Raw genomic sequence first — 25,432 nt, 5'->3', positions numbered from 1 at the left:
GGAGAAGCCCTTGTTGCTTGTTCGTGAACCAATCGTGGCGTCAGATTTTCGGCAGGCCGGGAGGATTGGTCCGCGATTTGTCGAGGGCTTCGGGGCCGAGTTTCCAGCGTTCCAGCAACTGGGCATATTTACCGTCGGCGATCAGTTCATTGATTGCTGCGGTCAAGCTATCGGCAATGCCGCTCCCCTTGCGGGTGGTGATTGCAACGTCGGCGATGAGCGGCCATCCGGCATTCACCGTTCCCACCAGTTTGATCTTGTGATCGATCGCCGCGCGATAGGCCTGAGGCGCATTGGGATTGAATTCGGCATCGGCCCGGCCCGACTGGATGGCAAGCGCGCTGACCGCGTCATCGTCATAATACTGGAGCTCAACAGGCTTCAGCCCCTTTGCTGCATTCTGCTTGTCCCATTCGAGCAGGATTTTTTCCTGGATGGTGCCCGATCCCGTGATGATCCTGAGCCCGGCAATATCCTTTGGCTCCTTGATCGATGCGATCGGACTATCGGCTTTGACGTAGAAACCATGCAGGCCGAGGCGGTAGGTGGAGAAATCGAATTTCTCCTTGCGCTGCTCCGTGACGCCGACATTGGAAATGACGGCGTCGAACTTTCCCGATTCCAGGCCGAGTGGCCAATCCGCCCAGGCAACCGGCACCAGTTCCAGCTTCCTGCCCAGAATATCGGCAATCAGCTGGGCGAAGTCCGGATCATAGCCGACCACAGTCTTGGCATCCGTTGCGTAGGTGCTGAGCGGCGGGTGCGCGACGCTGATGCCGACGGTCAGTGTATCGTCCCTGACGAATTTGAACGTCGCGAGAATCGAGGCAATGACCTTTTCGCTCTTTTCCGCGCGGATACGGCCACTCTGGTCGGGGCTGAGGTCAAAGCCTTCGGCGTGAACCATGGCGAGACCGGAAACGGTGGCGATAAGCACTGCCAGAGCGAAGGAGATGTGGGATGGGCGAAATATCATGCTGCTTTCCTTGGATGTGTGCATGCCGGAACCGGCGCTGGGGCTAGAGAACCTTGGCCAGAAATTCGCTGGTGCGGGCATTCCTTGGCCGGTTCAGGACCTGTTCGGGCGCCCCTGTCTCAATGACCTTGCCGCCATCCATGAAGATCACCGTGTCGGCCACTTCCCGGGCAAACCCGATCTCGTGGGTAACGATGATGAGAGTCGTGCCGGAGCGGGCCAGTTCCTTGATGACATCCAGCACCTCGCCGACCAATTCGGGGTCGAGTGCGGACGTCGGCTCATCGAACAGCAGCACTTTCGGCCGCAGGGCCAGCGCCCGTGCAATCGCCACGCGCTGTTGCTGCCCGCCGGAGAGCTGCCGCGGATAGGCGTCGATCTTGTCGCTAAGACCGACGCGGGCAAGCAGTTCCCGTGCGAGGCTGATGGCTTCCGGGCGGGTCAGCTGGCCGAGTGACACCGGTGCCTCGATGATATTCTCGAGAACGGTGAGGTGGGGGAACAGGTTGAAGCTCTGGAACACCATGCCGATGTCGGCGCGGCGTTTGAGAATGTCCTTCTCCTTCAGCTCATAGAGTGTCCGGCCATTTTGGCGATAACCGACCAGTTCGTTGTCCACGGTGATGAAACCATCGTCGACGCGTTCCAGATGGTTGATGGTGCGCAGCAGGGTGGACTTGCCGGAGCCGGAGGGTCCGAGGATCGCGGTGACGCTGCCTGCCTTGATGTCGAGCCGGATATCGTCGAGCACCTTGAGCTGGCCAAAGCTCTTGGAAACACCCTGGATTTTCACCGATCCCGGCGCCCGCCAAGTGGCGAGAGGTATGCTGCGGTCGCTGGTTTTGGCCGTGGCTGCATTTTGCAGGGCGGACACGGTTACGCTCTGCGGGCGGGCAAGAATCGGGGCACCGAAGAGCCGGCGAAACAGTTTGCGGAAAATCGGGGCAGGAGGATTACGCAGGGCGCCCTTGGAGAAGTGCCGTTCGATATAGTGCTGGGCGACCGACAGTACAGTCATGATGATCAGGTACCAGACCGTTGCCACCATCAGCAGCGGGACTACCTCGAGATTGCGGCGATAGATCACCTGAACCGTGTAGAAGAGCTCCGGCAGGGCCAGCACGTAGACCATGGATGTGCCTTTGGCCAAACCAATGATCTCGTTGAATCCGGTGGGAAGAATGGTGCGCATGGCTTGCGGCAGGACGATGCGGAAAGCCTGCCGGCGCCGGGGCAGGCCGAGCGCGGCCGCGGCTTCAAGCTGGCCTTGGTCGACGGACAGGATACCCCCGCGGATGATTTCAGAGGAGAAGGCTGCCTGATTGAGGCTGAGACCGATGAGCGCCGCTGCAAAAGGGCTGAGGATCGAGATGGTCGGATATTCGGCAAAGAGAATATCCGTGTAGGGCACGCCAATGCGCACCGTCGCATAGAGATAGCCGAGATTGTTGAGGATCAGGAGCAGCACGATCAGCGGGATCGAGCGCAGAAGCCAGATATAGGCCCAGGACAGACCCGACAGGAGGGGCGATTTCGACACGCGGGCCAGTGCAAGCGCTGTTCCCAGCGCGAAGCCGAGAATGGTTGCGAGTACGGTCAGCAGGAGCGTGCGCGCCAGGCCAGCCAAAACGGGAGCCGAGAAGAACCATTCGGCAAAAACGTTCCATCCCCATTTCGGATTGGTCAGAACGGATTGAAGCGTGACAGCAATGATCAGCGCGGCAAACAATGTTCCGAAGAAACGCGCCGGGTATTTCGCTTTCACAATCCTGTAGTGGGTGTAATCCTCTGTTGTGGCGGCGGGCGGCTGGACGGAATGTGTAGCCGAATAGTCTGCTGTAATCGCCATGCTTGCAAATTCCCCTGTGCAACACTTTTCAGTCGAGCGAGTCCGTATCGGAAAATCTTCTGCGGGCTCGTATTTTACTCGACTGATTTAGTAGTGTTTAAGCGAAACAGTCAAAGACGACGGACTGCGAAATCAAAGGGGTTAGAGAAGCATTGTTGCAAAGAACCGGGTTTATTGAGCATGAAATCCCACGGTCCGGGCAATCACGCTACCGGTGAGTTCACCCGGCCTGACGCAGAAGGTTACGGTCTGGCAAAGCAGAAGCGGGAACCTTGGACAACTGTGCTGCCAATGCACTGATATCCTTCTCGAAGGGCAGGTGCCGATAGACTTCCGGGTCGGCATTGACATCGAAAAGAGCTGTATATCCCGAACGCAGATACAGTTCCTTTGCCTCGGGCTGGCGGAAGCCGGTGGTCAGGTAAATCCGCGTATAGCCCTGGCGCGCAGCCTGCTCTTCAAGTTCGGTCACAACCTTGCGCGCAAGGCCCTGCTGGCGCAAATCCGCATGGGTCCAGATGCGTTTGAGTTCGGCTGTCTGCTCGTCATAGCGTTTGAACGCGCCGCCGCCGATGGTTTGCCCGTCGCGGATCAGGAGCAGAAAGGCACCGTCCGGCGCGGCGAAAAGCTCGGCTGGGTAGCGGCTCAATTCATTGCGCGCCGGTTCACCATAAAAGTTGCCGTAGCGCGTTTCGTATTCGATGATCAGAGCTTCGATCAACGGCTGTGAGCGTTCATCGTTCGGTGTCGTGTAAACAAAAACATCAGTCATGATTGTCTCGCGTTCTTGTCAGATGGGCCTGTCGGAGGGATTCCTGGCGAGATAGGTTTCGGTCAGCTTCACCCAGTAGCGGGCGGCTGACGGCAGGATCTCGTCATTGAAATTGTAGAGCGGACTGTGCAGCGGAGCGCTGTCGCCATTGCCGAGGAAAAGGTAGCTTCCCGGTGTTTCCTGCAGCATGAAGGCAAAATCCTCGCTGGCGGAAATCGGCCGGAAATCCTTCTCGATCCGCGCGTCGCCGAAATGTTCAAGCGCCACGTTTCTGGCGAACGCCGTTTCATCGGCATGGTTGACCAGCACGGGATAGCCGCTGGGATATGCCACCTCGGCGACAGCGCCATAACTTTCGGCCTGCGCTTTCGCCAGTGTGGTGAGGCGGGACTTGATGGCTTCCCGCACCTCCTTGCGAAAAGTGCGCACCGTCAGCTCCAGCTCGACACTATCGGGAATGACATTGGAAGCGATACCCGCGTGAATAGTGCCGACTGTAATCACCGCGGCGTCGAGCGGATCGATATTGCGGGCGACAATGCTTTGCAGCGCCATGATGAAGGAGGCGCTGGCGACGACGGGATCAATGGTTTCCTGGGGGCGGGCACCGTGGCCGCCCTTGCCGATAATCCGGACGGTGACCTTGTCGACCGAGGCCATCGCCGGGCCGGTGATGAACCCGAACTGACCAGTGGGAACACCCGGCCAGTTGTGCAGGCCGAAGACGGCATCGCAGGGAAAGCGCTCGAACAGGCCATCGCGAACCATGCTGCGCGCCCCGGCACCGCCTTCTTCGGCCGGCTGGAAGATGACGTTGAGGGTGCCGGAGAAATCACGCGTTTCGGCGAGATAGCGGGCGCTGGTCAGAAGAATGGTGGTGTGCCCGTCATGGCCGCAGGCATGCATTTTTCCGGGTATGGTGCTGGCATAGGGCAGGCCCGTCGCTTCGATGATCGGCAGGGCATCCATATCGGCGCGAATGCCAAGCCGTTTGGGGCCGTTGCCGTTCTGCAGGGTTCCGACGACACCGGTTTTGCCGATGCCCTCGGTGACCTGATAGCCCCAGTCGCGCAATCGGCCGGCAATGAGCGCGCTGGTTCGGTGCTCGTTGTAACCCAGTTCGGGATTCTGGTGCAGGTCGTGGCGAAGAGCGACCATCTCATCGAGATAGTTGCTGATTCTTTCCTCAACCGGATCCGCCGGCCGGCCCATCAGAGTGCCGTCTCTTTGATGAGTTCCTTCGTGGCCTGATGGTCTTTGGTGTAGCGACTTTCGCGGAAAGGCAGGCCGAGGTTTTCGCGCAATGTCGTGCCGGGAAGCACCCTGTTGTGATAGCCGCGCTCCTCAAGCAGCGGCAGCACGTCACGCGTAAAGTCCTCGAGCCCTTCGGTCAGGATCTGGAAGCCGAGAATGAACCCGTCGGCCGCTTCGGTCTCGACCCAGCGGATGAGTTCGTCGGCTATCTTCTGCGGTGTGCCGGTGAAGGCATTGCGCGGCGTCGTGACTTCCAGCGCAACCTCACGCAAGGTTTGGCCCTTTTCCTTGGCGTTGCGCTTGATGCGGTCCGTGGTGGAGCGGAAATTGTTCTTGCCGATATCGCCGAGTTCCGGGAACGGCGCATCAATGGGATAGGCGCTGAAATCGTGATGATCGAAGAAGCGCCCGAGATAGGCAAGCGCTTCGTCAACGGTCACGAGATCGCGGATGATGCGATACTTTGCCTCCGCTTCTTCATCCGTTGCACCGACGATCGGCGCAATGCCGGGGAAAATCAGGACATCGCCCGGCTTGCGGCCGTGCGCAACCGCGCTTTGTTTAACCCGGTGATAGAAGGCTTGCGCCTCCTCGATCGGCACGTGGTTGGTGAACACGCCGTCCGCATGCTTGCCGGCGAGGTCGATACCGTCGTCGGACGATCCGGCTTGGAAAATGACCGGCTGCCCCTGTTCGGAACGGCTGATATTCAGCGGGCCCTCCGAGTTAAAGAACCGGCCATGATGGTTCAGGCGATGCAGCTTGGTCTTGTCGAAGAACTGGCCCGTTTCGCGGTTGCGGACAAAGGCGTCGTCGTCCCATGAGTCCCACAAGCCCTTGACCACTTCGAGATGTTCGTCCGCAATCTCATAGCGCAGGGCATGGTCGGGATGGTCGCGGCCGTAATTCTTGGCCGAGCCTTCAAGCGGCGATGTCACGGCGTTCCAGCCGGCGCGGCCGTTGCTGAACTTGTCGATCGAGCCGAACTGCCGGGCAACCGTGAAGGGATCGCTGTAGGAGGTCGAGACCGTGCCGACGAGACCGAGTTTCGAGGTTGTCGCGGCCAGCGCGGACAGAATGGCAATCGGTTCGAAACGGTTGAGAAAATGCGGGATGGATTTTTCGTTGATGTAGAGCCCGTCAGCGACGAAGGCAAAGGCAATGCCTGCCTCCTCGGCTTTGCGGGCATTGCGTACAAAGAAATCGAAATTGACGCTGGCATCAACAGGTGAACTCGGGTGTTTCCAGGAATTCATGTGGCCGCCGGCACCCTGCAGCATCACACCGAACGGAATGGGTCGCTTGGACATTGTTCAATCTCCTTGATCATGCGGCAGCGGCGAATTGCGCCTGAGCCAAAAGTTCGATGGACCGGAGGCGCTTCGCAGCGTCATTGATGGGGGTGTCGATGATGAATTCGCCGATGCCGAATCGGTCATGCAGCCGGTCGAGCTGGTCTGAAACCGTGTCGGCCGCGCCGCGCAGGACATTGGGCGTCTTCTTCTCGATCCGGTAATTGGCAGCACCTGCCTGGCGCGCATATTCTTCGGCCTGTTCCACGCTGCCGACGGTGACGCTCTGGCCATTGTTCACATGCACCTTGAAATGCTGGATATTGCCGGCCAGCCGGTCAGCCTCCGCATCCGTCTCGGCCGCCACGATCCCCACGGCAAGGAGAGGCGCACGGCCGGGTGCCGCCTTCCGATACGCCTCCAATGTCTGCTGCAGGATCGTTTCGTCGCCGTTGAGGTGGCTGGCGAAAACAAAGTCCCAACCCTGAGAGGCGGCAAGCAGTGCGCTGTCGACACTGGCGCCAAGCAGGAAGCGGTTGGCAGCGACGGCGGGACGCGGTGTTGCCTGAACGCCGGCAAGCGGGTCATCCGCAGGCAGCCCCTTATCGAGAAAGGCGCTGAGCTGGGCGAGCTGGGCGGAAAAATCCTGCTTCTGCGTCCGCGGGACAACGCCCTGCAGGGCGCGCGTCGAAAACGGCAACCCGCCGGGAGCCTTGCCCACGCCGAGATCGACGCGGCCGGGCCCCAGTGCAGCCAGGACATTGAAATTTTCGGCCACCTTGTAGGGGCTGTAGTGCTGCAGCATGACCCCGCCGGAGCCGACGCGAATACGCGCCGTGTTGGCCAGCAGGAAGGCGATCAACACTTCCGGCGACGAGCTTGCCAACGTCGGCGCATCGTGGTGTTCGGCCACCCAGAACCGGTGGAAGCCCCACTGTTCCGCCTGGCGGGCCAGCGCGACCGTCCGCTTCAGCGCCGTGCTGGCCGTTTCGCCATCGTGGATAGGACTTTTATCGAGCAAACTCAGTGCGTAGCCCATGTTAGGGTATGGCCTCCATGTGATTGAAGCCACGCGTCGCCACAGGCAGCGCGGACTCCGTTTTCAGAGGCAGTCAGATTTTATCGGATTTGGAGACCCGTCAAAGAACGCTTTGCTAAAAATCAGCAGGCAAACTGTATTAATATTCCTCGCGCTGACGGCGTGGATTAACCTGGTGGCTTGGATGCAGGGCACGAGGTTTATCGTTGATCTCCTGTTCAGCAATGGTCATTTTCCAACAATCTGGAGCCTTAAATTGACCGTATCCGATGGACAATTTGCTCGGCATTGAGTCTGATGGGATGATCCTTGGTGTAATTCTCCAGATGGATATCGCGAGATCGCGGATATCTGTTGGTTGGATAATATCGTTCGGCGCATAAATGAAATCGTGGAGGGACGCAGCATTGAGGCCGGCCCTGAAGGTTTGAAATGGATCGGAACGGGAATATGCGCAGAAATTCAGTGGGATTGTGGGTATTCCTTCTCAGTGCAGTCGCGGCAAGCGGCTATCTCTATAGTTGGCTGGTCTATAGGCAGGGATATTTTTTAGGGGCCGTGTTTGCCCTCTCCATCTGTGTGCCGATCCTGGCGTTCGAACGTGGCCTCATCTTTCCGAAATTGCGTGCCTGGATCAACACATTGCCGACTACGGGGTTTCTTATCGCCGCATTGATAGCCGATTATGTGCTGATCAGCATCGGCAATGCCGTTTGTGGGATAACGCTGTGGAGCTTCGGCTGGATTGACGGTCCTTTCTGGCGCGCAGCAACGCTGTCACCACAGGTGCTGCTCTACACGCTTGCCGTCCTGACCGTCATGATTTTCATCCTGCGGGTGCGCGATCTTCTCGGCCGCGACATCTTTGCCAGCCTTCTGATGAGCCGGTACCGCCAGCCTGTGGCCGAAGAGCGGGTGTTTCTTTTCATCGATCTTGTCGGGTCGACTTCGTTTGCTGAAGAACATGGCGATCTGCGGGCCCAGCAGTTTCTCGGCGCGCTCTTTGCTGCCTTTGCCGAACCTGTCCGGCGTCACGGCGGAGCCATTGACGATTATGTCGGGGATGCGGCCATCATCACATGGCCCATTGAGCGCGGCATCAAGGATGCGAGTTGCGCCCGCTGTGTCTTCGATATTCTGGACAGCATCGAAAAGAATGCAAATCAATGGCTTGAGCGATTCGGAAGGGTGCCGCGCCTGCGTGCGGCCTTGCATGGCGGCCCGATCATCACGGCGGAGATCGGGGTGGATCACCACAAGATCACCTATTTCGGCGATACGGTGAACACCACGGCGCGGCTGGAAAGCCTCTGCCGCACATTGGCCGCGCCGGTTTTGATCTCCAGCGAACTGGCGCAGAGGATGAGTTTCTCCAATGAAATCAAGGCAAATTACCTTGGAATGCATGGCGTCAAGGGCAGGGGGCAGGCGCTCGGGGTGATGGCCCTGACCCGCTGACATCGGGCGCTTCCTGTCGAAGTATCCTCATCCAGACAATTTCTGTCCACAAAGCGGCAAATCGGCCATTTGCACGATGACAGGCAGAGGCCGTTGCGCTATGGTCCAGCCTGTCGAGGGCTTCGGCCCTGTCAGTTTGCGGGAGAGTGTCGTGCATGGAAATGTGCAGGCCACCGAAGGGGAAATCGCCCGAAATCTCTCAGGTACCAGGAACCGCAAACCGGGAAGGCAACTCTGGAAAGTCGGGGGAAACTCCGCGCCGAAGGTGTAAGTTCAGTCAGGGGTCCTGATTGAGCGAGTCTCTCAGGCTTCCGACAGAGGGGCAAAGAAATGTTCCGTCGTGTGGCGGAGGTCTTTGCACGTCTCTGGAGTAAAAATGGGCACGGAAGATAATCTGAAACAACTGCCGCTTGACGATCTGCACAAGGCTGCCAATGCGCGCTTTGGCGGTTTTGCCGGCTGGTCAATGCCGATCACCTATCCGCTCGGTGTGATGAAGGAACATCTTCATACGCGCGAGAAGGCCGGGCTTTTCGACATTTCGCATATGCAGCTCTTTGATGTCGCCGGGCCGCAGGCCGCGGCACTGCTGTCACGCGCATGCCCGCTGGATGCGTCTGTGCTTCAGGCGGGCCAGTCGAAATACACCTTCTTTCTCGATGACAAGGCAGGCATTCTCGATGATCTGATCGTCACCCGTCTCGGGGACGAGCATTTCATGGTCGTTGCCAATGCCGGAAATGCCGCGGCTGACGAAGCGCATCTGCGCGGTGTCGCCAAGGATTTCGACTGCAAGATCGATGCGCTGGATCGTGTGTTCCTGGCCATCCAGGGGCCGCAGGCCGTGAATGTGTTGCTGGATGCCGGTATTGCCGGAACTGACCTTGCTTTCATGAACGGATTTGAGCCGAAGCCGGGCTGGTTCATGAGCCGCTCCGGCTATACCGGCGAGGACGGTTTTGAGATCGGCCTGCCGGAAGCCGATGCCCGTATGCTTGTCGAAAAGCTTTTCGCCGACGAGCGTGTCGCCTGGATCGGGCTTGCTGCCCGCGACAGTCTGCGCCTGGAAGCGGGTCTGTGCCTGCACGGCCATGACATAACGCCGGATTATGATCCGGTCGATGCCGGACTGCTCTGGGCCATTGCCAAGCCGGTGCGCGAGACCGCGGGCTTTATCGGCGCTGCGGCGCTTCTCGCCAAGATCGCAACAGGATCGGCCAAGAAACGCGTCGGCCTGAAGCCCGATGGCCGGCAGCCGGTGCGCACCGATGCCGAACTCTTTGATGCCGATGGCAACAAGGTCGGATTGGTCACGTCGGGCGGTTTCGGACCATCGGCAGGTTTCCCTGTTGCCATGGGGTACGTCAGCAAAGAGCTGTCCGCGCTGGGCTCCAAGGTTTTCGCCGAGGTGCGGGGCAACCGCGTCCCGGTGGATATTCATTCACTTCCCTTCACTCCACATCGCTACCACAAAGGATAATTGAGATGGCAGCCACTTACTTTACCGAAGATCACGAATGGGTCCGCGTCGAGAATGACATTGCGACGGTCGGCATTACCGATCACGCGCAGGATCAGCTCGGCGATCTGGTTTTTGTCCAGTTGCCGGATATCGGTCAATCCTTGTCCAAAGGCGATGCCGCGGTTGTCGTTGAATCCGTCAAGGCGGCATCGGACGTCTATGCGCCGCTGGACGGTGAAGTGACGGAAGTGAACGAAGCAACTGCAAGCGATCCGTCGCTGGTCAACTCGGCCGCCGCAAGCGACGGCTGGCTATGGAAGATGAAGCTGTCCAATCCGGATCAGCTGACCGGCCTTCTCGACGAGGCAGGCTACAAAGCAATCATTGGCTGAAGGCATGATGATGAAAGACACCATATTCCCGTTCGCTGACCGCCATATCGGTCCGAGCATACAAGGCTCCCGCGCCATGCTGGCGGCTCTTGGCATTCCGTCGCTGGAAACTTTGATTGCGCAGGCTGTGCCAAAATCCATCCGGCTTGAACGGCCGCTCGACATTCCTGCGGCTGTCAATGAGTCGGAAGCTTTGGCCGAGCTTGCCGCCAAGATGAGCCAGAACAAGACCCACAAGAGCTTTATCGGTCAGGGTTATCACGGCACCCACGTGCCCGCGGTTATCCTTCGTAATCTGTTTGAAAACCCGGCCTGGTATACCGCCTATACGCCGTATCAGTCGGAAATCAGCCAGGGTCGCCTTGAACTGCTGTTCCACTTCCAGACGCTGGTGACGGAGCTGACCGGTCTGCCGGTTGCATCCGCGTCGCTCCTGGACGAGGCGACGGCCGTTGCGGAAGCCGTCGGCATCGCCTATCGCCATCATCGCGAGAAGCGCACCCGCATCGCGATCACCGGTGCCCTGCATCCGCAGACAGTCGATGTGGTCAAGACTCGCGCCGAGCCGCTGGGCATGACCGTGGATGAAGGCGAGATCGATGCCAGCGTTGCAGCGATCATCGTTCCATGGCCGGACACGTTCGGTGTCTATGGTGACCATGCTTCGGTCATTCAGGCGGCCAAGGCCGCTGGTGCGCTGGTAATCGCCGTGGCCGATCCGCTGGCCCTGACAATCACCGCCCCGCCTGCCAAGGCCGGTGTCGATATTGCTGCCGGTTCCATGCAGCGCTTTGGTGTGCCGATCGGTTATGGCGGCCCGCACGCCGCCTATCTAGCCGTCAGCGAAACGCTGACCCGGCTTATACCTGGCCGTCTGGTTGGCCAGTCCGTTGACAGCAAGGGGCGTGCCGGCTATCGCCTTGCCCTACAGACGCGCGAGCAGCATATCCGCCGCGACAAGGCGACATCAAACATCTGTACCGCGCAGGCACTGCTGGCCAATATGGCGGTGTCCTACGCCATCTGGCATGGTCCGCAGGGGCTTCAGGCCATCGCCCGCCGCGTGCATGCCCAGGCGGCCCGTTTGGCCGCTGCGCTGACAGGGGCGGGCCTTTCCATCGCCGGATCGCATTTCTTCGATACGGTTACGGCCACTGTTCCCGGCAAAGCAGCCTCCATTGCTGCGGAGGCTGAAAAGGGCGGACGTCTGCTGCGCATTGTCGATCAGGACCGCCTCGGCATCACGGTGGATGAAACGACATCGGAAGATGACCTGAAGGCACTCTCAGCACTTTTCGGTGCCGATCTGCCTGCGGAAGCAAAGGCAACATTGCCCGGCGAAAGGCAGGCCGAGGGTTTCATGACCCAGGCCGTTTTCCACCAGCAGCGCTCGGAAACCGAGATGATGCGTTTCCTGCGCCGTCTGGCGGACAAGGACCTGGCGCTCGACCGCGCCATGATCCCGCTCGGCTCGTGCACAATGAAGCTCAACGCAGCCGCCGAAATGCTGCCGGTCAGCTGGAACAGCGTTGCCAACGTGCATCCATTCGCTCCTGCGGGCCATGCGCTTGGCTACAAGGCGATGACGGACGATCTGGAAGCCTGGTTGTCCGAGATCACCGGCTTTGATGCGGTTTCGCTGCAGCCCAATGCCGGCAGTCAGGGTGAATATGCCGGTCTCCTGGCCATTCGCCGCTATCATCTGGATCGGGGCGATGCGCATCGTGATATCTGCCTCATCCCGGAATCGGCGCATGGCACCAATCCGGCCAGTGCCCATATGGCGGGCATGCGGGTGGTGGTCGTGGCATGCGAAGAGGCTGGCGATATCGATCTTGAGGACCTCAAGGCAAAAGCCGACCAGCACAGTGCCAATCTCGCAGCACTGATGATCACCTATCCATCGACCCATGGTGTGTTCGAAGAAGGCGTCAAGGATATCTGCACGGTCATTCATCAGCATGGTGGCCAGGTCTATTTCGATGGCGCCAACCTCAATGCGCTGGTCGGGCTTGCCCGTCCCGGCGATATCGGTGCCGATGTCTGCCATATGAACCTGCACAAGACCTTCTGCATTCCCCATGGCGGCGGCGGGCCGGGTGTTGGTCCGATCGGCGTGAAGAAGCATCTTGCTCCCTTCCTGCCCGGTCATGTGGCCAAGGGATCGCAGCACGCGGTTTCAGCGGCTCCCTTCGGCAGCGCATCCATTCTTCCCATCACGTGGATGTATATCCGCATGATGGGCGGGGCGGGCCTCAAGCGTGCAACCGAGATGGCTATTCTCAACGCCAACTACATCGCGGAGCGGCTGAAGGGCCACTATCCCGTTCTGTTCACGGGACAGAACGGCCGCGTGGCGCATGAGTGCATTCTCGATACCCGCGTGCTGAAGGACAGTGCCGGGATCAGCGTCGAGGATATCGCCAAGCGCCTCATCGATTACGGCTTCCACGCCCCGACCATGTCCTGGCCGATTGCCGGTACGCTGATGGTCGAGCCGACGGAATCGGAATCCAAGCGCGAGATCGACCGCTTCTGTGATGCGATGATCCTCATTGCCGGGGAAGCGGAGAAGGTTGCCAGTGGCGTTTGGCCGCGTGACGACAACCCGCTCGTCAATGCACCGCACCCATCCGGTGATGTGCTGGCCGATGACTGGTCGCATCCTTACACCCGCAGGGAAGCCAGCCTGCCGGCAGGCGAGAGCGAAGAGAACCCGAAGTACTGGCCGCCGGTGTCGCGCATCGACAACGTCGCCGGAGATCGCAATCTCGTCTGCGCCTGCCCACCCATGCAGGCCTACAGCTAAAGTAGAGTGCCCCTTCCGGATCATCCGGGAGGGGCTTTTTTTACCAATTCGGCGTCAAGCTCAGAGCTTCGCCGACATCGCCATCGGGCATCGGCTCAAGTTCCGGTGCCAGCTGCCGCAACACCAGGGGGAGCGCCTGCAGGTCATTCGCCTCGAAGGACAGGTGCGGTAGTCTTGCCCGGATTAATCCGGCAACGGTTTTTGCCTGCAGTTCATCGCGTATACGTTTGGCGGCATCGCGGTCGCTGCGGCGCGACAACCACAGTTTGTGCAAGGCAAAGGCACGCGGGTCGGGGCAAGTATAGTCCAGCGGGTAGCCTTTTTCATCGATGACGACAGTCGAGATTTTCGGACTGTTGACCAACCATGTCAGGCCTTCGATTTCGATTGCCTGCAGGTCTTCATCATCGGTGCTGAAGCGCGCTTTCTCCCGCGTCGACATGCGGTCCTTTGGCGTTGGCTTGATCAGGTCGACGAGAAAGCCGTCGCGATTGGCGGCGCGATACCCATTTCTCGCCAGCGGTGCAAACGAATGATCGATTTTTTGCAAAAGCCCGATCAAACCCTTGTGGGAAAAATCCTTGCTGATCAGCCGCAGGCTGAACCGGGAGTCGAACAGCAGATCGACATCCTGCGTCGATAAAAGCCCGCCGGTAATCTGGACACCAGCCATGCGTTCATAGGCAAAGAGCGCATTTGTGCCGACGACATCGACCGCCGTGCCGATCAATCCGGATTTTCCGAGCGCGCGGATAATGCGTGCTGTCAGAAGCGGTACCCGGCCCAAAGCCATGGCACGGTTGACGGGGGCGAGTTCATCCAGCCGCTTTGCCAGACGGGAAACGCGGGTCTTGGCGCTTTCACGCCCCGTATGAAACTGCCCGAAGATCACTTCCGTTTCGGCGGAGCGGGGTCCAAGGGATTTCCAGATGCCCTGTGTCTTCTTGTAGAGATAATCCTTGTCATTCGTGCTTTTCTTCCACGACATTGATCCGGAAAAACGCTGTTCATACTCCTTCAGACTGGTCCGGTAGACATCGTAGGCCTGTTCCGTATCAATGAGCTGGCGTATTTGATCTGAAGATAATTCTCTGAATTTACTCATTTTATCCCCAAATATTGCATTATTGGCAGTGGGAGGGATAATACACTGGTAAAACTAAATTAGAAAGTTGATATTCAAAGGATTATCCCTATTATATAACTACTCAGCGGGAATGGGGATAATCCGTTGTCCTTCAATAACTAACGTGAGTTGAATGCGCCGGTGTCAATCACAGTTTCCTGCAGTGCTGTTTGCCCGTTGCAGCTATCCGGTGTTTGCCTGTTAAAGTAGAGGCAGCGCAACCGGCAAAGCAGTCAAAGAGGTTCCATGTTCGATCTGAAAGTCACCAACGCAACCTTGCCCGACGGCCGTACAGGTCTCGATATCGGTGTGCAATCCGGCCGCATTGTTGCGGTTGGCGTCAATCTCGGCGGGGAGGCGGGGGAGACGATCGATGCTGGCGGTCTTCTGGTTTCGCCCCCCTTTGTCGATAGTCACTTTCATATGGATGCAACGCTGTCGCTCGGCCAGCCGCGTCTCAATGAAAGCGGGTTGCTGCTCGATGGAATCCAGATATGGGGTGAATTGAAACCGCTTCTCACTCATGAAGCTGTGATCGAGCGCGCCCTGCGCTATTGCGATCTGGCGGTCACACAGGGGCTGCTGGCGATCCGGACCCATGTGGATATCTGCGACGAGCGCCTGCTGGGCGTTGAAGCGCTGCTCGATGTCAAAAGACAGGTGGCGCCCTATATCGACCTGCAACTGGTGGCTTTCCCGCAGGATGGTTACTATCGCTTTCCCGGCGCTGTCGACCTGCTCAAGCGTGCGCTTGATCTCGGCGTTGATGTGGTTGGCGGCATTCCGCATTTCGAGCGCACCATGGCCGATGGCGCAGCGAGCGTCAAAGCGCTCTGCGAGATTGCGGCGGATCGCGGCCTGATGGTCGATCTGCATTGTGACGAGACGGATGATCCGTTGTCACGGCATATCGAAACATTGGCCTATGAAACCCGGCGCCTTGGTCTTGGCGGCCGTTCGACGGGGTCGCATCTGACCTCAATGCACTCGATGGACAATTACTATGTCAGCAAGCTTCTACCGTTGATTGCCGAGGCTGGCGTGGCGGCGATTGCCAATCCGCTGATCAATATCGGCATCCAGGGTCGTCACGACACCTATCCGAAGCGTCGGGGCATGACCCGCGTGCCGGAGCTTCTGGCCCATGGCGTTACCGTTGCCTTCGGCCATGATTGCGTGATGGACCCCTGGTATTCACTCGGCCAGGCTGACATGCTTGATGTTGCCAGCATGGGTCTACACGTGGCGCAGATGACGAGCCGCAGCGCCATGCGCCAATGTTTTGCCGCGGTTACCACCGAGCCTGCCAAGATTCTCAATCTGGAAAATTACGGCCTCGACGTCGGCTGCAAGGCGGACATGGTGGTGCTGCAGGCTGCCGATACAATCGAAGCAATCCGCCTCAAGGCAACGCGGCTTGCCGTCATCAAGGCAGGCAAGGTCATCGCGCGCACGCCGGAACGGATCAGCACACTCGCTTTGGACCGGCGTCCCGCTATGATTGATCCTGCAAGCTATGCGCCCTTTATTCACCAAGGATGATTTGAGTTCCATAAGATACATTATGCGATTTTGATGGGCAGCCGGGGTGGGTTCTATTTCGAAGTGCATCGTCGGTTCAGGCTTGCTTCCAAGATGCGCGCTCTATTTCGGACGATTATTTTGTACCAGGTACAATGAATCACGAGATTGTATATGGATATCGCATAATCGCGGGTTTATATCGGTGGTCGTTTCCCCACGGCCAGCCGCCGTTTGCAAATCCGCGACATTTTCTTTCCGATGTGTACGCGCTACCGAGAGCGAACCCGACCATGTCGGACCAAATCAGTCAGGCCTCCCAGGCCCGGCCACGAACGATCCAAACGCCTGACAACAAAACAACAGGTCCGAACTTCCGCACCATAGCGCTTATCATTGCCAGCGCCATGTTCATGGAACAGCTCGACGCGACGGTGCTGGCAACGGCGTTGCCGACCATGGCACGTGATTTTGGCGTTCAGCCACCTGCCATGAGCCTGGCGCTCACCTCCTATCTCCTCAGTCTCGCCATCTTCATCCCCGCGAGCGGCAAGATTGCCGACCGGTTCGGATCCCGCACCGTTTTCAGCGCGGCGATCGCGGTTTTCGTCTTTGGTTCGATCCTCTGCGCGCAGGCCCCGGATCTGCGCTTTCTCGTTCTCGCGCGCATCATTCAGGGCCTTGGCGGTGCGATGATGATGCCGGTCGGCCGGCTCGTGCTGATGCGCAGCGTCGCGCGCAAGGATCTTGTTTCGGCCATGTCCTGGCTGCTGGTTCCCGCGCTTGTCGGCCCCATTCTCGGGCCACCCGTGGGCGGGCTGATTGTCACCTATTTCGACTGGCGCTGGATTTTCTATATCAATGTGCCGATCGGCTGCATTGGTTTCATTCTTGTCAGGCGCTTCATCGAAGAGGTGAAGGGGGTGTCCGACGGTCCCTTCGATTTTCTCGGTCTTTTCCTTTCCGGTATTTCACTCGGCTCTCTCCTCTTTGGTTTCGAAATGGCAAGCCGCCCGGGTGAAGGTGAACTGGCAGCCGTTCTTGTCGCTGTGGGGATGGCTTTCGGTGCGGGTTATCTCGCACATGCCAAACGGCATCCCTCCCCCATTCTCGATTTCTCGCTCATGCGCGTCAGCAGCTTCAGCACGTCTGTCATCGCCGGCTCGCTGACCCGCATCACCCAGGGGGCACAACCGTTCCTGCTGCCCCTGATGCTGCAGCTCGGCTTCGGATTTTCTGCGGCGCGCGCGGGCGGCATCGTTGTCGCCACCGCTCTCGGCTCCATGATGATGAAGGCCGTTGCACCGAAAATCCTGCGGCGCTTCGGTTTCCGCGCAAGCCTTATCGTCAATGGCCTCATTGCGACGTTTGGTTACGCGCTTTGTGCAGCCTTCCGGCCGGACTGGCCCCTGCCCCTCATCTTCGCAGTTCTGCTTTGCTGCGGGTTCTTCATGTCGTTCCAGTTCACGGCCTACAACACGGTGGCCTATGACGAGATCGGACGGGAGCGCATGAGTTCTGCGACCAGTTTCTATACGACATTCCAACAGCTCATGTTGTCGCTCGGTATCTGTGTCGGCGCATTGGCCCTTTCGGGTTCAATGCTGGTTCGAAGCCATGCGACACCGGAACTTGGCGACTTCTCGGCGGCGTTTCTTGTTGTAACAGCAATCTCCCTCACCGCGACGATCTGGAATCTCCGCTTTTCACAATCGGCAGGGGCCGACATCAGCGGTCACACGAAAATGGTCAAGGCTCCCGGCGAATAGGATTGCGCAGCGGCTGGCTTTGCCCGCCCTCACCGCATCTTGATCGGTACGGTCAGAAAGCCTTGCAAAATAACGGCACCAGATATGTCAGTATTATTGACATATCTGGTGTTTTACGGTGCTATGCGCCTGCGAACAAACGGGAGGAAACAATGGGCGAGTGGGATGCTCTGTACGCAACACGCACCAAAAATATGCGTGCGTCCGAGATACGTGAACTGCTGAAACTGCTTGATCAGCCGGACATCATTTCCTTTGCCGGCGGTATTCCCGATCCTGCCCTTTTTCCCAAGGAAGCGATACGGGAAGCCTATGAGGCTGTTCTCAGCCAGAATGCTGACGTCGCGCTGCAATATTCCGTGAGCGAGGGATATCGCCCGCTGCGCGAATGGCTGGTGCAACACATGGCGTCGCTCAGCGTGCCCTGCACGATCGATAACATCATCATCACCACGGGCTCGCAACAGGCGCTGGACTACCTCGGCAAGCTGTTCATATCACCCGGCGATACGGTGCTCACGACCTGGCCCACCTATCTCGGTGCCCTCCAGGCCTTCAATGCCTATGAGCCGCGCTATGACCGTCTCAACCCCGAACAGGGAAACATGACGCCGGCCGCCTATCGTGACGGTGCAAAGGCTGCAGGCGGTGATGTACAGCTTGCCTATCTGACGGCGGATTTCTGCAACCCGACGGGCGAAACGGTCAGCCGGGATGGCCGCATCCGCCTGATTGAGCTGGCGCACGAACTCGACATACCGCTGATCGAAGATGCGGCCTATCAGGCCTTGCGGTTCGATGGACAGCCCGTGCCGTCGATGCTTGCCCTCGATTGCGAACGTGAAGGACATATCGACCGCACGCGTGTCGTCTACTCCGGCAGTTTCTCCAAGACCCTTACTCCCGGCTTGCGTGTCGGCTGGGTTTGCGCTGCACAGCCGGTGATTGCCAAGCTGGTCCTGATCAAACAGGCTGCCGATCTGCACAGCCCGACCATCAATCAGATGACAATCCATCACGTGGCGTCCCGGGATTTCGACAAACAAGTCGAGAAGGTGCGCAACAGCTACCGCCAGCGCCGCGACTATATGCTCGATGCCCTTGCCCGTTTCATGCCGCCAGGCGTGACGTGGACAAAACCGGAGGGCGGCATGTTTGTCTGGGTCACCTTGCCGGAAGGCATGGACGGCGCAGCTCTCCTCGCGCAAGCGCTGCAAAAGGTGCGCGTGGCGTTCGTTCCCGGCTTTGCATTCCATGCGGACGGGACCGGCAAGAATACCATTCGGCTCAACTTCTCCTTGCCCAACAAGGAATCAATCGAAACCGGGATTTCCCGTCTCGGCAAGCTGATTGCAGAAGAAGCCGCCTGACGGCTCGCACTGTTACATGACAAACAAAGCAGCCTGATCTCAAACAGGCTGCTTTTTTGTTATCCGGGCCGTCGCTGCCCCTGTCAGGAGGCGGCAACAGGGAGAGCGTTTGCAGCCATCAGTAGCAACTTATTAACCTTCATTTTCTATTCGATTAGGCAAGTTTACGAGCAACATCCAATCGCTTCGCTTGCAGGTATCATGCGTATTCCAAGAACAAATTTCTCAATGAAGTCAGACGATTACGTAGACGAATATGGCGATGCGCACGAATCGCCAGCGTCTGCACAACCGCCTGTGGCACAAAAGCCCCCTGTACCGGAGGCGGTGCAACCGCCAGCTCCGACCCAGGCGGCTCGAAATAGTGTGCCAAACGGTTCGGGAAACATGCGCACTCCTGCTGCTTCGCCCTATGAGCCGGTCTCCACCCGACGTTCCATCGAGGCCCCTGCCTCAACCACGCCCAGCGGTGGGATGCGCGCGCCTGCACGTGCGCCGATCACACTTGAGCCGGATACGGATCCCACGGCGCCCATTTCAAAGCGGATGTTCTCCCTGTCGGCCAATGTGCGTTTCACACGCACCCCCGATACCGTTCTGCAAAAGCACCGCAACGGGGTCGAAAGCGCAACGCCGGCACCTGCTCCCAAAGTGGAAAGGCCGATTGCCGCGCCAAAGGCGGCCATCCCGGCGCCAACCCCGAAGATTCCTGCTGCTGCTCCGGCGGCTCCCAAGCCGGTCGCTGGCGAGACTGTTCTTCGCAAGGCCCCTGCCCCGGCGCAGTCCGGTTTGCCGCGGGCCCCGGCATTCGTCACAAATTATGCACCGGCGGTCGTCACGCACGCACCAGCCGCTCCCGTTGTGCGTGAGGCCAGGCCAAGCCTGCAAACAAGCGGTGCGCAGCCAATTCCACAAAAATCCGGAACGCTGGATTACCTCTCGGATTATGCATTCTGGGAATCGATGGAGTTCTCGGGCGGCTTTGTTGCTACCCCTGCAGCCTCTGCGTCGAAGGCTGTACGCAAGATCGCACCCGATGCCATTACCGCGCTGTTCCGTGTTGTCGAGCTCCGGCAGCCGCATGCCGCTGCCGCTGAGACCACAGTGCCCGCAGCGCCGGTTCCCTTGCCTGCCGCACCGGTAATCCCGGCTGCACCGGCGGCCGTTGCAGCCGTTACGCCCCAGCGTCAGGCCGATCCGGTCGTGGAAAGCGCTGCGATTATGAATCCGGTGGTTGATGTGCAAGAGGAAGTGACCCTTGCTCCTACTCCGGCTGCACCATTACCGCCGGAAGAACCGGCCGCTGAAGAAAAACCGTCACGGCTGCAGGTAACGGTGCGCCAGGAGAAGCCCGCTATCGTGCCGACCCGCCTTACACCGCTTGCCGTACAGTCCTATGGCGAGATGTATGAGCGTCCGCCGCTGTCGTTGCTGCAGGAACCGGCGGAACGCGCGGAAGTGATCATTACGCAGGAAGCGTTGGAACAGAATGCCGGACTTCTTGAAAGCGTGCTTGAGGACTTCGGCATCCGCGGCGAGATCATTCATGTGCGTCCAGGACCGGTGGTGACGCTGTATGAATTCGAGCCGGCACCCGGCATCAAGTCCTCTCGCGTTATCGGCCTTGCCGATGATATTGCCCGTTCCATGTCGGCCTTATCAGCCCGTGTGGCGGTGGTGCCCGGACGCAATGTCATCGGCATTGAACTGCCGAATGCGACGCGCGAGACCGTGTACTTCCGCGAAATGATCGCTTCGCCGGATTTCGAGAGCACCAAGCTCAAGCTGGCGCTCTGCCTTGGCAAGACCATTGGCGGTGAGCCGGTTATCGCTGAGCTCGCCAAGATGCCGCATCTGCTGGTTGCCGGTACAACGGGTTCTGGCAAGTCGGTTGCGATCAATACCATGATCCTGTCACTGCTTTACCGGCTGACGCCGGAAGAGTGCCGCCTGATCATGATCGACCCCAAAATGCTCGAACTGTCGATCTATGACGGTATTCCGCACCTGCTTACCCCTGTTGTGACCGACCCGAAAAAGGCGGTCATGGCACTGAAGTGGGCGGTACGCGAAATGGAAGACCGTTACCGGAAGATGTCAAAGCTGGGCGTGCGCAATATCGACGGCTTCAATGCGCGCGCTGCCCTCGCCAAGGAAAAGGGCGAGACGGTGATGTGCACCGTCCAGACCGGTTTCGACAAGGGGACGGGCGAGCCCATTCACGAGCAGGAAGTCATGGATTTGACGCCGATGCCCTATATCGTCGTCATTGTCGACGAGATGGCCGACCTGATGATGGTGGCGGGCAAGGATATCGAAGGCGCCATTCAGCGCCTCGCCCAGATGGCCCGTGCTGCGGGTATCCATCTGATCATGGCCACGCAGCGTCCGTCGGTCGATGTCATCACCGGCACGATCAAGGCGAACTTCCCGACCCGTATTTCGTTCCAGGTAACGTCGAAGATCGACAGCCGCACGATTCTGGGCGAACAGGGTGCAGAGCAATTGCTCGGTCAGGGCGATATGCTGCACATGGCGGGCGGCGGGCGGATTTCCCGCGTGCATGGCCCGTTCGTATCCGACGAGGAAGTCGAGCGCGTGGTCGCGCATTTGAAGGCGCAGGGTCGTCCGGATTATCTCGATACGGTCACTGCCGACGAGAGCGAAGAGGAAGAACCGGAAGCGGAAACCGGCGGAGCGGTTTTCGATAAGGGAGCTGTTGCGGCGGAAGACGGAAATGAACTCTACGACCAGGCGGTCAAGGTGGTCATGCGCGACAAGAAGTGCTCCACGTCCTATATCCAGCGGCGTCTGCAGATCGGCTACAACAGAGCTGCATCGCTGGTGGAGCGCATGGAAAAGGAAGGGCTTGTCGGACCGTCCAATCATGTCGGCAAGCGGGAAATTCTCTCGCACAGCCGGGACAATGCCCCGTTCAGCGCTGCAGATAGCGTGGAATAGCCTGTCCGAATAAAACGCACCTTGCGTCTGCACGTTTGCTATGTCATGACGCGCGTCCTTGATTTGGGCGCGCTGAGCCCATTCGACGGGCTTTGTCCCGATTTCTGACATTCATGGCATAAAGGAGCGCGGCAATGGCTCAGGCGCTGGGTTTCGACTTTGGCACAACCAATACGGTTTTGGCATTGGCGGATGGGACAAAGACACGTTCGCTATCCTTCACCAATGCGACCGGCACAGCCGATAGCATGCGCACGGCACTATCCTTCATGAAGGACCCTCTTGCCGGTGCGGCGGCATTGAAGGTCGAGGCCGGGCATGCGGCGATCCGGCAGTTCATCGATAACCCCGGCGAATGCCGCTTTCTGCAGTCGATCAAGACATTTGCCGCGAGTGCCCTCTTCCAGGGCACGCTTGTCTTTGCAAAGCGCCATTCGTTTGAAGACCTGATGGAAATTTTTGTGCGCCGGTTGCGGAGCTATGCCGGTAACGATTGGCCCACGGACGTCAAACGCATCGTGACTGGCCGGCCGGTGCATTTCGCCGGAGCAAATCCGGATCCTGCCCTGGCAACGGTGCGTTACAACGAGGCGCTCACCCGGTTCGGTTTTCCTGAAATCCACTATGTCTACGAGCCGGTGGCGGCGGCTTTCTATTTTGCCCAGAACCTTAAGGCCGATGCGACCGTTCTTGTGGCGGATTTTGGCGGGGGTACGACCGACTATTCGCTCATTCGTTTCGAGACGCACGGCGGAAAGCTCAGCGCAACGCCCATCGGCTATTCCGGTGTCGGCATTGCCGGCGATCATTTCGACTACCGGATGATCGACAGCATCGTCGCTCCGCAGATCGGCAAGGGAAGTTTCTTCAAGAGCTTCGACAAGACACTCGAAGTCCCGTCCTCCTACTATGCCAATTTCGGCCGATGGAACCAGTTGTCCATCTTCAAGACATCCCGGGAGTTTTCCGAACTGAAGAAGCTGGTGCGGTCCAGTCTGGAGCCGGAAAAACTTGAGACTTTCGTCGATCTTGTCGACCACGATGAAGGTTATCCGCTGTATCAGGCTGTGTCGGCCACCAAGATGGCGCTATCGACCGCCGACGAGGCTGAGTTCAATTTCGAACCGCTCGGCCGCGGCAGCCGCAAGCTCATCAAGCGCAGTCAATTCGAGAGATGGATTGCCGGTGATCTCGCCCGTATCGAAGGCGCGCTTGACGATGTCCTTGAGCGGACCAATACGGTGGCAGGTGAAATTGACAAAGTGTTCCTGACGGGCGGGACATCGTTTGTCCCAGCCGTGCGACGCATATTCACTGAACGTTTCGCGCAGGACCGGATCGAGACAGGCGGCGAACTGCTCTCGATCGCGCATGGGCTTGCGCTCATCGGCGAGCGCGACGACATCCCGCAGTGGACTGCATAAACGCTGCCCGGCCCTAGCGGCCGGGTATCAGATATCAAATGTGCGCCATGCCGGCTTTGGATCGGCCCCTGGTGTGTGCTCGGCGGTGTTGCAGAAGGTCAGGGGCGTCTTGCCGTCTGCCCTCTGGTAAAATTCTGGATTTGCCGTGGAAGCGGTTATCGTCATGACATCTGGCCATTCGGATTCGTATCCAACGGCGGTCGTGGCAATCAACGCGGCGCACAGTGCCAGACTCAACAGGTAAATGCGTCCCAGATTTTGCGGTCCTTCGGTGCGTTCCCTTACATATTCCGGTTCACGCTCGACATTGCTTCTATGCATGATGACTCTCCGGATAGTTTGAATTGGATGCAGGCAGTACAGTTCGAAAGGCTGCGGGAGTTACCGCCGCAATCGGGGCAAGTTTTTGACCGATCCGGACACATCGGAATCACATCTTATTGATGGAAATCATGCGGGATATGTTGCGAGGTTCAAACTCAGAGATTGTGGGCCTTGCGTGCCATAAGGCATTCTGGATCGCCCGGCATGCAGGAGCGGCACACTTCGGGCCGCACGTCGTAAATTCCACAAGCGGTGGTCTTGCCGATTTCACCAGTCAACGCGGAGCAACGGACACCGACACATCGCATGCCGCTTTCATCACTGGCAACATATTTGGCTGGAATAAGCGCAAGCTGCGCGTCGTCTTCCGTGGAAAATCGCGGCCACTGGGATGAGTAGCAGCAGCAGGCGCCGCAGGATTGGCAATCAAAAATCTCGCCTGCCTCCATACGCCTTATTTGCCCTTGCGTTTGCGCGCCGGCGTCTTGGGTGCCGCATTGAAGAGATCACTGTCGCCTGATCCGGTTTCGGTTTCCGAAGAAGGCGCGGCCGATTCAAGCTTTTCAGGCTTGGCAACTTTTCCTGGTGCAGGGCTTTCGGTGATTGCCGGGTCTTTGGCGGTAAACTTGATGGCCATTGTTCAATCCTCTCGTGTTCGCCCTGATGAGCGATACGGATTGCCAAGCAGACCGACAGCGCAGGAAGGGAGCCGTTGTTTACTCCGTATGCGGCACCGATACTAGGCTTGGGGGCCATTTATCTGGGGAAGCAGCATGAGACAATGGGATGATCAAGACACCACCAACTGCCTCTTGACCCTGACGACAGGCGCATCAACAGGGATGTCCTTCTTGCGGAAGGAGTCGACAATGGCGGTCATCGTCATTGTCCCCGCGGCGACCAGGTCGAAATTCTTCTCGAGCCGCATCCACTCGAACAGCAGCCCGGACATCGTGCTTTGCAAGGCGCGCGCCGCAATGTCCGGATGCCAGGCGGATGACAGCATGCCGCGCTTCCTGGCCAGTGTCGTCAAACGCAACAGCATGTGATGAACTTCGTCGTTGAGCGCACGCAACCGCTCCAGGATCTGGGCCATTTCACCGACGTATTCGCAGCGCTGGGTGATGATGGTGAAAACCCGCTGTTTTCTCGGATCACCGGCAAAATTCTCAAGACAATAGATACCGGCATCCAGGGCAATATCGAGAGGGTTGGCGTTCTCGCAATAGATTGCCTTGGTGAGAAGATCGTCCTGTGGCAGCCGCACGCGTTCGACGACCTCCTGATAGAGTTCGATCTTGTCCTTGAAGTGGAAGTAGATGGCGCCGCGCGTTACGCCGGCATGTTCGGCAATCTGGTTCAGGGTTGACCGATTGACACCATGTTCCAAGAAGACAGTCTCCGCGGAATCCAGAATGGCTTCCCGCGTTGCTCCTGCCTCGGCTTTGGTCCTGCGCATAATGCCTCCTTCGCTCGGGTGATCCCTCCGGGGATGCCGGGACATCGTCAGCGAGCTATCCGATGGCGGCCATTCGTACCGCTGGTTCGATAACCCAAACGTGATCGCGTCCGGTCGATTTTCCGACACAATATCACGCTTTCGTTTATTTACAATCACGGATGTATGTTTGTAC

General features: G+C 58.7%; 20 protein-coding genes and 1 riboswitch. Of the genes, 9 read left to right on the top strand and 11 right to left on the bottom strand.

Annotated features, from left to right (window positions below; translation table 11 throughout):
* Positions 1–40: 40 nt before the first annotated feature.
* From ACZ25R_RS04400 to ACZ25R_RS04375, 6 genes are all read right to left on the bottom strand, one after another.
* Complete coding sequence (locus tag ACZ25R_RS04400) at positions 41–976, bottom strand: ABC transporter substrate-binding protein (protein WP_472460186.1); 936 nt, start codon at positions 974–976, stop codon at positions 41–43.
* 43 nt (positions 977–1,019) lie between these two features.
* Positions 1,020–2,825: an amino acid ABC transporter permease/ATP-binding protein gene (locus tag ACZ25R_RS04395; RefSeq protein ID WP_472460185.1), complete on the bottom strand. Its 1,806-nt coding sequence runs from the start codon at positions 2,823–2,825 to the stop codon at positions 1,020–1,022.
* Between the two features lie 220 nt (positions 2,826–3,045).
* Positions 3,046–3,597 carry a GNAT family N-acetyltransferase gene (locus ACZ25R_RS04390; protein WP_472460184.1) on the bottom strand — a complete coding sequence of 184 codons (552 nt, stop codon included), beginning with the start codon at positions 3,595–3,597 and terminating at the stop codon, positions 3,046–3,048.
* Between the two features lie 18 nt (positions 3,598–3,615).
* A complete protein-coding gene (locus tag ACZ25R_RS04385; RefSeq protein ID WP_472460183.1) occupies positions 3,616–4,809 on the bottom strand; it encodes a M20 aminoacylase family protein in 1,194 nt (397 codons plus the stop codon).
* Positions 4,809–6,161: an LLM class flavin-dependent oxidoreductase gene (locus ACZ25R_RS04380; protein ID WP_472460182.1), complete on the bottom strand. Its 1,353-nt coding sequence runs from the start codon at positions 6,159–6,161 to the stop codon at positions 4,809–4,811. The genes ACZ25R_RS04385 and ACZ25R_RS04380 overlap by 1 nt, the downstream gene beginning before the upstream one ends.
* Before the next feature lie 16 nt (positions 6,162–6,177).
* Positions 6,178–7,182, bottom strand: a complete 1,005-nt coding sequence (locus ACZ25R_RS04375) for an LLM class flavin-dependent oxidoreductase (RefSeq protein ID WP_472460181.1) — start codon at positions 7,180–7,182, stop codon at positions 6,178–6,180.
* Between the two features lie 450 nt (positions 7,183–7,632).
* Here ACZ25R_RS04375 and ACZ25R_RS04370 point away from each other — a divergent pair, with 450 nt between their 5' ends.
* The 4 genes from ACZ25R_RS04370 to gcvP all read left to right on the top strand — a co-directional run bounded on the left by ACZ25R_RS04370 (position 7,633) and on the right by gcvP (position 13,303).
* Entirely contained in the window at positions 7,633–8,640 is a 1,008-nt protein-coding gene (locus ACZ25R_RS04370) for an adenylate/guanylate cyclase domain-containing protein (protein ID WP_472460180.1), read from the top strand.
* A gap of 129 nt (positions 8,641–8,769) precedes the next feature.
* Positions 8,770–8,866: riboswitch (glycine riboswitch) on the top strand.
* Between the two features lie 150 nt (positions 8,867–9,016).
* Entirely contained in the window at positions 9,017–10,120 is a 1,104-nt protein-coding gene (gcvT, locus tag ACZ25R_RS04365) for a glycine cleavage system aminomethyltransferase GcvT (protein WP_472460179.1), read from the top strand.
* Between the two features lie 5 nt (positions 10,121–10,125).
* Complete coding sequence (gene gcvH / locus ACZ25R_RS04360) at positions 10,126–10,494, top strand: glycine cleavage system protein GcvH (protein WP_472460178.1); 369 nt, start codon at positions 10,126–10,128, stop codon at positions 10,492–10,494.
* Between the two features lie 10 nt (positions 10,495–10,504).
* Positions 10,505–13,303 carry an aminomethyl-transferring glycine dehydrogenase gene (gene gcvP, locus ACZ25R_RS04355; RefSeq protein ID WP_472460177.1) on the top strand — a complete coding sequence of 933 codons (2,799 nt, stop codon included), beginning with the start codon at positions 10,505–10,507 and terminating at the stop codon, positions 13,301–13,303.
* Between the two features lie 40 nt (positions 13,304–13,343).
* Here the strand turns inward: gcvP and ACZ25R_RS04350 are convergent, their stop codons facing one another.
* Positions 13,344–14,408: a GSU2403 family nucleotidyltransferase fold protein gene (locus ACZ25R_RS04350; protein WP_472460176.1), complete on the bottom strand. Its 1,065-nt coding sequence runs from the start codon at positions 14,406–14,408 to the stop codon at positions 13,344–13,346.
* Positions 14,409–14,675: 267 nt separating this feature from the next.
* On the opposite strand from ACZ25R_RS04350, the gene ACZ25R_RS04345 reads away from it, so the two are divergent.
* From ACZ25R_RS04345 to ACZ25R_RS04325, 5 genes are all read left to right on the top strand, one after another.
* Positions 14,676–15,971: an amidohydrolase family protein gene (locus ACZ25R_RS04345; protein ID WP_472460175.1), complete on the top strand. Its 1,296-nt coding sequence runs from the start codon at positions 14,676–14,678 to the stop codon at positions 15,969–15,971.
* A 272-nt stretch (positions 15,972–16,243) separates the two neighbouring features.
* Entirely contained in the window at positions 16,244–17,719 is a 1,476-nt protein-coding gene (locus ACZ25R_RS04340) for an MFS transporter (RefSeq protein ID WP_472460174.1), read from the top strand.
* A 152-nt stretch (positions 17,720–17,871) separates the two neighbouring features.
* Entirely contained in the window at positions 17,872–19,089 is a 1,218-nt protein-coding gene (locus ACZ25R_RS04335; protein WP_472460173.1) for an aminotransferase-like domain-containing protein, read from the top strand.
* Between the two features lie 387 nt (positions 19,090–19,476).
* Positions 19,477–22,050 carry a DNA translocase FtsK gene (locus ACZ25R_RS04330; protein WP_472460172.1) on the top strand — a complete coding sequence of 858 codons (2,574 nt, stop codon included), beginning with the start codon at positions 19,477–19,479 and terminating at the stop codon, positions 22,048–22,050.
* A 134-nt stretch (positions 22,051–22,184) separates the two neighbouring features.
* Positions 22,185–23,474: an Hsp70 family protein gene (locus tag ACZ25R_RS04325; protein WP_472460171.1), complete on the top strand. Its 1,290-nt coding sequence runs from the start codon at positions 22,185–22,187 to the stop codon at positions 23,472–23,474.
* A gap of 27 nt (positions 23,475–23,501) precedes the next feature.
* Here ACZ25R_RS04325 and ACZ25R_RS04320 read toward each other — a convergent pair whose 3' ends face one another.
* The 4 genes from ACZ25R_RS04320 to ACZ25R_RS04305 all read right to left on the bottom strand — a co-directional run bounded on the left by ACZ25R_RS04320 (position 23,502) and on the right by ACZ25R_RS04305 (position 25,257).
* Positions 23,502–23,795 (bottom strand): hypothetical protein, encoded by a 294-nt coding sequence (locus tag ACZ25R_RS04320; protein ID WP_472460170.1) that lies wholly within the window; start codon positions 23,793–23,795, stop codon positions 23,502–23,504.
* Positions 23,796–23,953: 158 nt separating this feature from the next.
* Entirely contained in the window at positions 23,954–24,247 is a 294-nt protein-coding gene (locus ACZ25R_RS04315) for a YkgJ family cysteine cluster protein (RefSeq protein WP_223616087.1), read from the bottom strand.
* Positions 24,248–24,252: 5 nt separating this feature from the next.
* Positions 24,253–24,435 carry a hypothetical protein gene (locus ACZ25R_RS04310; protein WP_472460169.1) on the bottom strand — a complete coding sequence of 61 codons (183 nt, stop codon included), beginning with the start codon at positions 24,433–24,435 and terminating at the stop codon, positions 24,253–24,255.
* A gap of 153 nt (positions 24,436–24,588) precedes the next feature.
* Complete coding sequence (locus ACZ25R_RS04305; RefSeq protein WP_472460168.1) at positions 24,589–25,257, bottom strand: TetR family transcriptional regulator; 669 nt, start codon at positions 25,255–25,257, stop codon at positions 24,589–24,591.
* Positions 25,258–25,432 lie beyond the last annotated feature (175 nt).

This window comes from Phyllobacterium sp. RCAM01083 (genome assembly GCF_055685835.1).
Note: the sequence above shows the minus strand (reverse complement) of the source record. Positions and strands in the feature narration are given on the sequence as shown.

Excerpts from the sequence above, each read along its gene's own strand:
- ACZ25R_RS04390 (WP_472460184.1), bottom strand. The coding sequence starts at position 3,597 with ATGACTGATGTTTTTGTTTACACGACACCGAACGATGAACGCTCACAG.
- ACZ25R_RS04350 (WP_472460176.1), bottom strand. The coding sequence starts at position 14,408 with ATGAGTAAATTCAGAGAATTATCTTCAGATCAAATACGCCAGCTCATT.
- ACZ25R_RS04345 (WP_472460175.1), top strand. The coding sequence starts at position 14,676 with ATGTTCGATCTGAAAGTCACCAACGCAACCTTGCCCGACGGCCGTACA.
- ACZ25R_RS04335 (WP_472460173.1), top strand. The coding sequence starts at position 17,872 with ATGGGCGAGTGGGATGCTCTGTACGCAACACGCACCAAAAATATGCGT.
- ACZ25R_RS04325 (WP_472460171.1), top strand. The coding sequence starts at position 22,185 with ATGGCTCAGGCGCTGGGTTTCGACTTTGGCACAACCAATACGGTTTTG.
- ACZ25R_RS04400 (WP_472460186.1), bottom strand. The coding sequence starts at position 976 with ATGATATTTCGCCCATCCCACATCTCCTTCGCTCTGGCAGTGCTTATC.
- ACZ25R_RS04395 (WP_472460185.1), bottom strand. The coding sequence starts at position 2,825 with ATGGCGATTACAGCAGACTATTCGGCTACACATTCCGTCCAGCCGCCC.
- ACZ25R_RS04330 (WP_472460172.1), top strand. The coding sequence starts at position 19,477 with ATGCGCACTCCTGCTGCTTCGCCCTATGAGCCGGTCTCCACCCGACGT.
- ACZ25R_RS04340 (WP_472460174.1), top strand. The coding sequence starts at position 16,244 with ATGTCGGACCAAATCAGTCAGGCCTCCCAGGCCCGGCCACGAACGATC.
- ACZ25R_RS04380 (WP_472460182.1), bottom strand. The coding sequence starts at position 6,161 with ATGTCCAAGCGACCCATTCCGTTCGGTGTGATGCTGCAGGGTGCCGGC.
- gcvH (WP_472460178.1), top strand. The coding sequence starts at position 10,126 with ATGGCAGCCACTTACTTTACCGAAGATCACGAATGGGTCCGCGTCGAG.
- ACZ25R_RS04385 (WP_472460183.1), bottom strand. The coding sequence starts at position 4,809 with ATGGGCCGGCCGGCGGATCCGGTTGAGGAAAGAATCAGCAACTATCTC.
- gcvT (WP_472460179.1), top strand. The coding sequence starts at position 9,017 with ATGGGCACGGAAGATAATCTGAAACAACTGCCGCTTGACGATCTGCAC.
- ACZ25R_RS04375 (WP_472460181.1), bottom strand. The coding sequence starts at position 7,182 with ATGGGCTACGCACTGAGTTTGCTCGATAAAAGTCCTATCCACGATGGC.
- gcvP (WP_472460177.1), top strand. The coding sequence starts at position 10,505 with ATGAAAGACACCATATTCCCGTTCGCTGACCGCCATATCGGTCCGAGC.
- ACZ25R_RS04370 (WP_472460180.1), top strand. The coding sequence starts at position 7,633 with ATGCGCAGAAATTCAGTGGGATTGTGGGTATTCCTTCTCAGTGCAGTC.
- ACZ25R_RS04315 (WP_223616087.1), bottom strand. The coding sequence starts at position 24,247 with ATGGAGGCAGGCGAGATTTTTGATTGCCAATCCTGCGGCGCCTGCTGC.
- ACZ25R_RS04305 (WP_472460168.1), bottom strand. The coding sequence starts at position 25,257 with ATGCGCAGGACCAAAGCCGAGGCAGGAGCAACGCGGGAAGCCATTCTG.
- ACZ25R_RS04320 (WP_472460170.1), bottom strand. The coding sequence starts at position 23,795 with ATGCATAGAAGCAATGTCGAGCGTGAACCGGAATATGTAAGGGAACGC.
- ACZ25R_RS04310 (WP_472460169.1), bottom strand. The coding sequence starts at position 24,435 with ATGGCCATCAAGTTTACCGCCAAAGACCCGGCAATCACCGAAAGCCCT.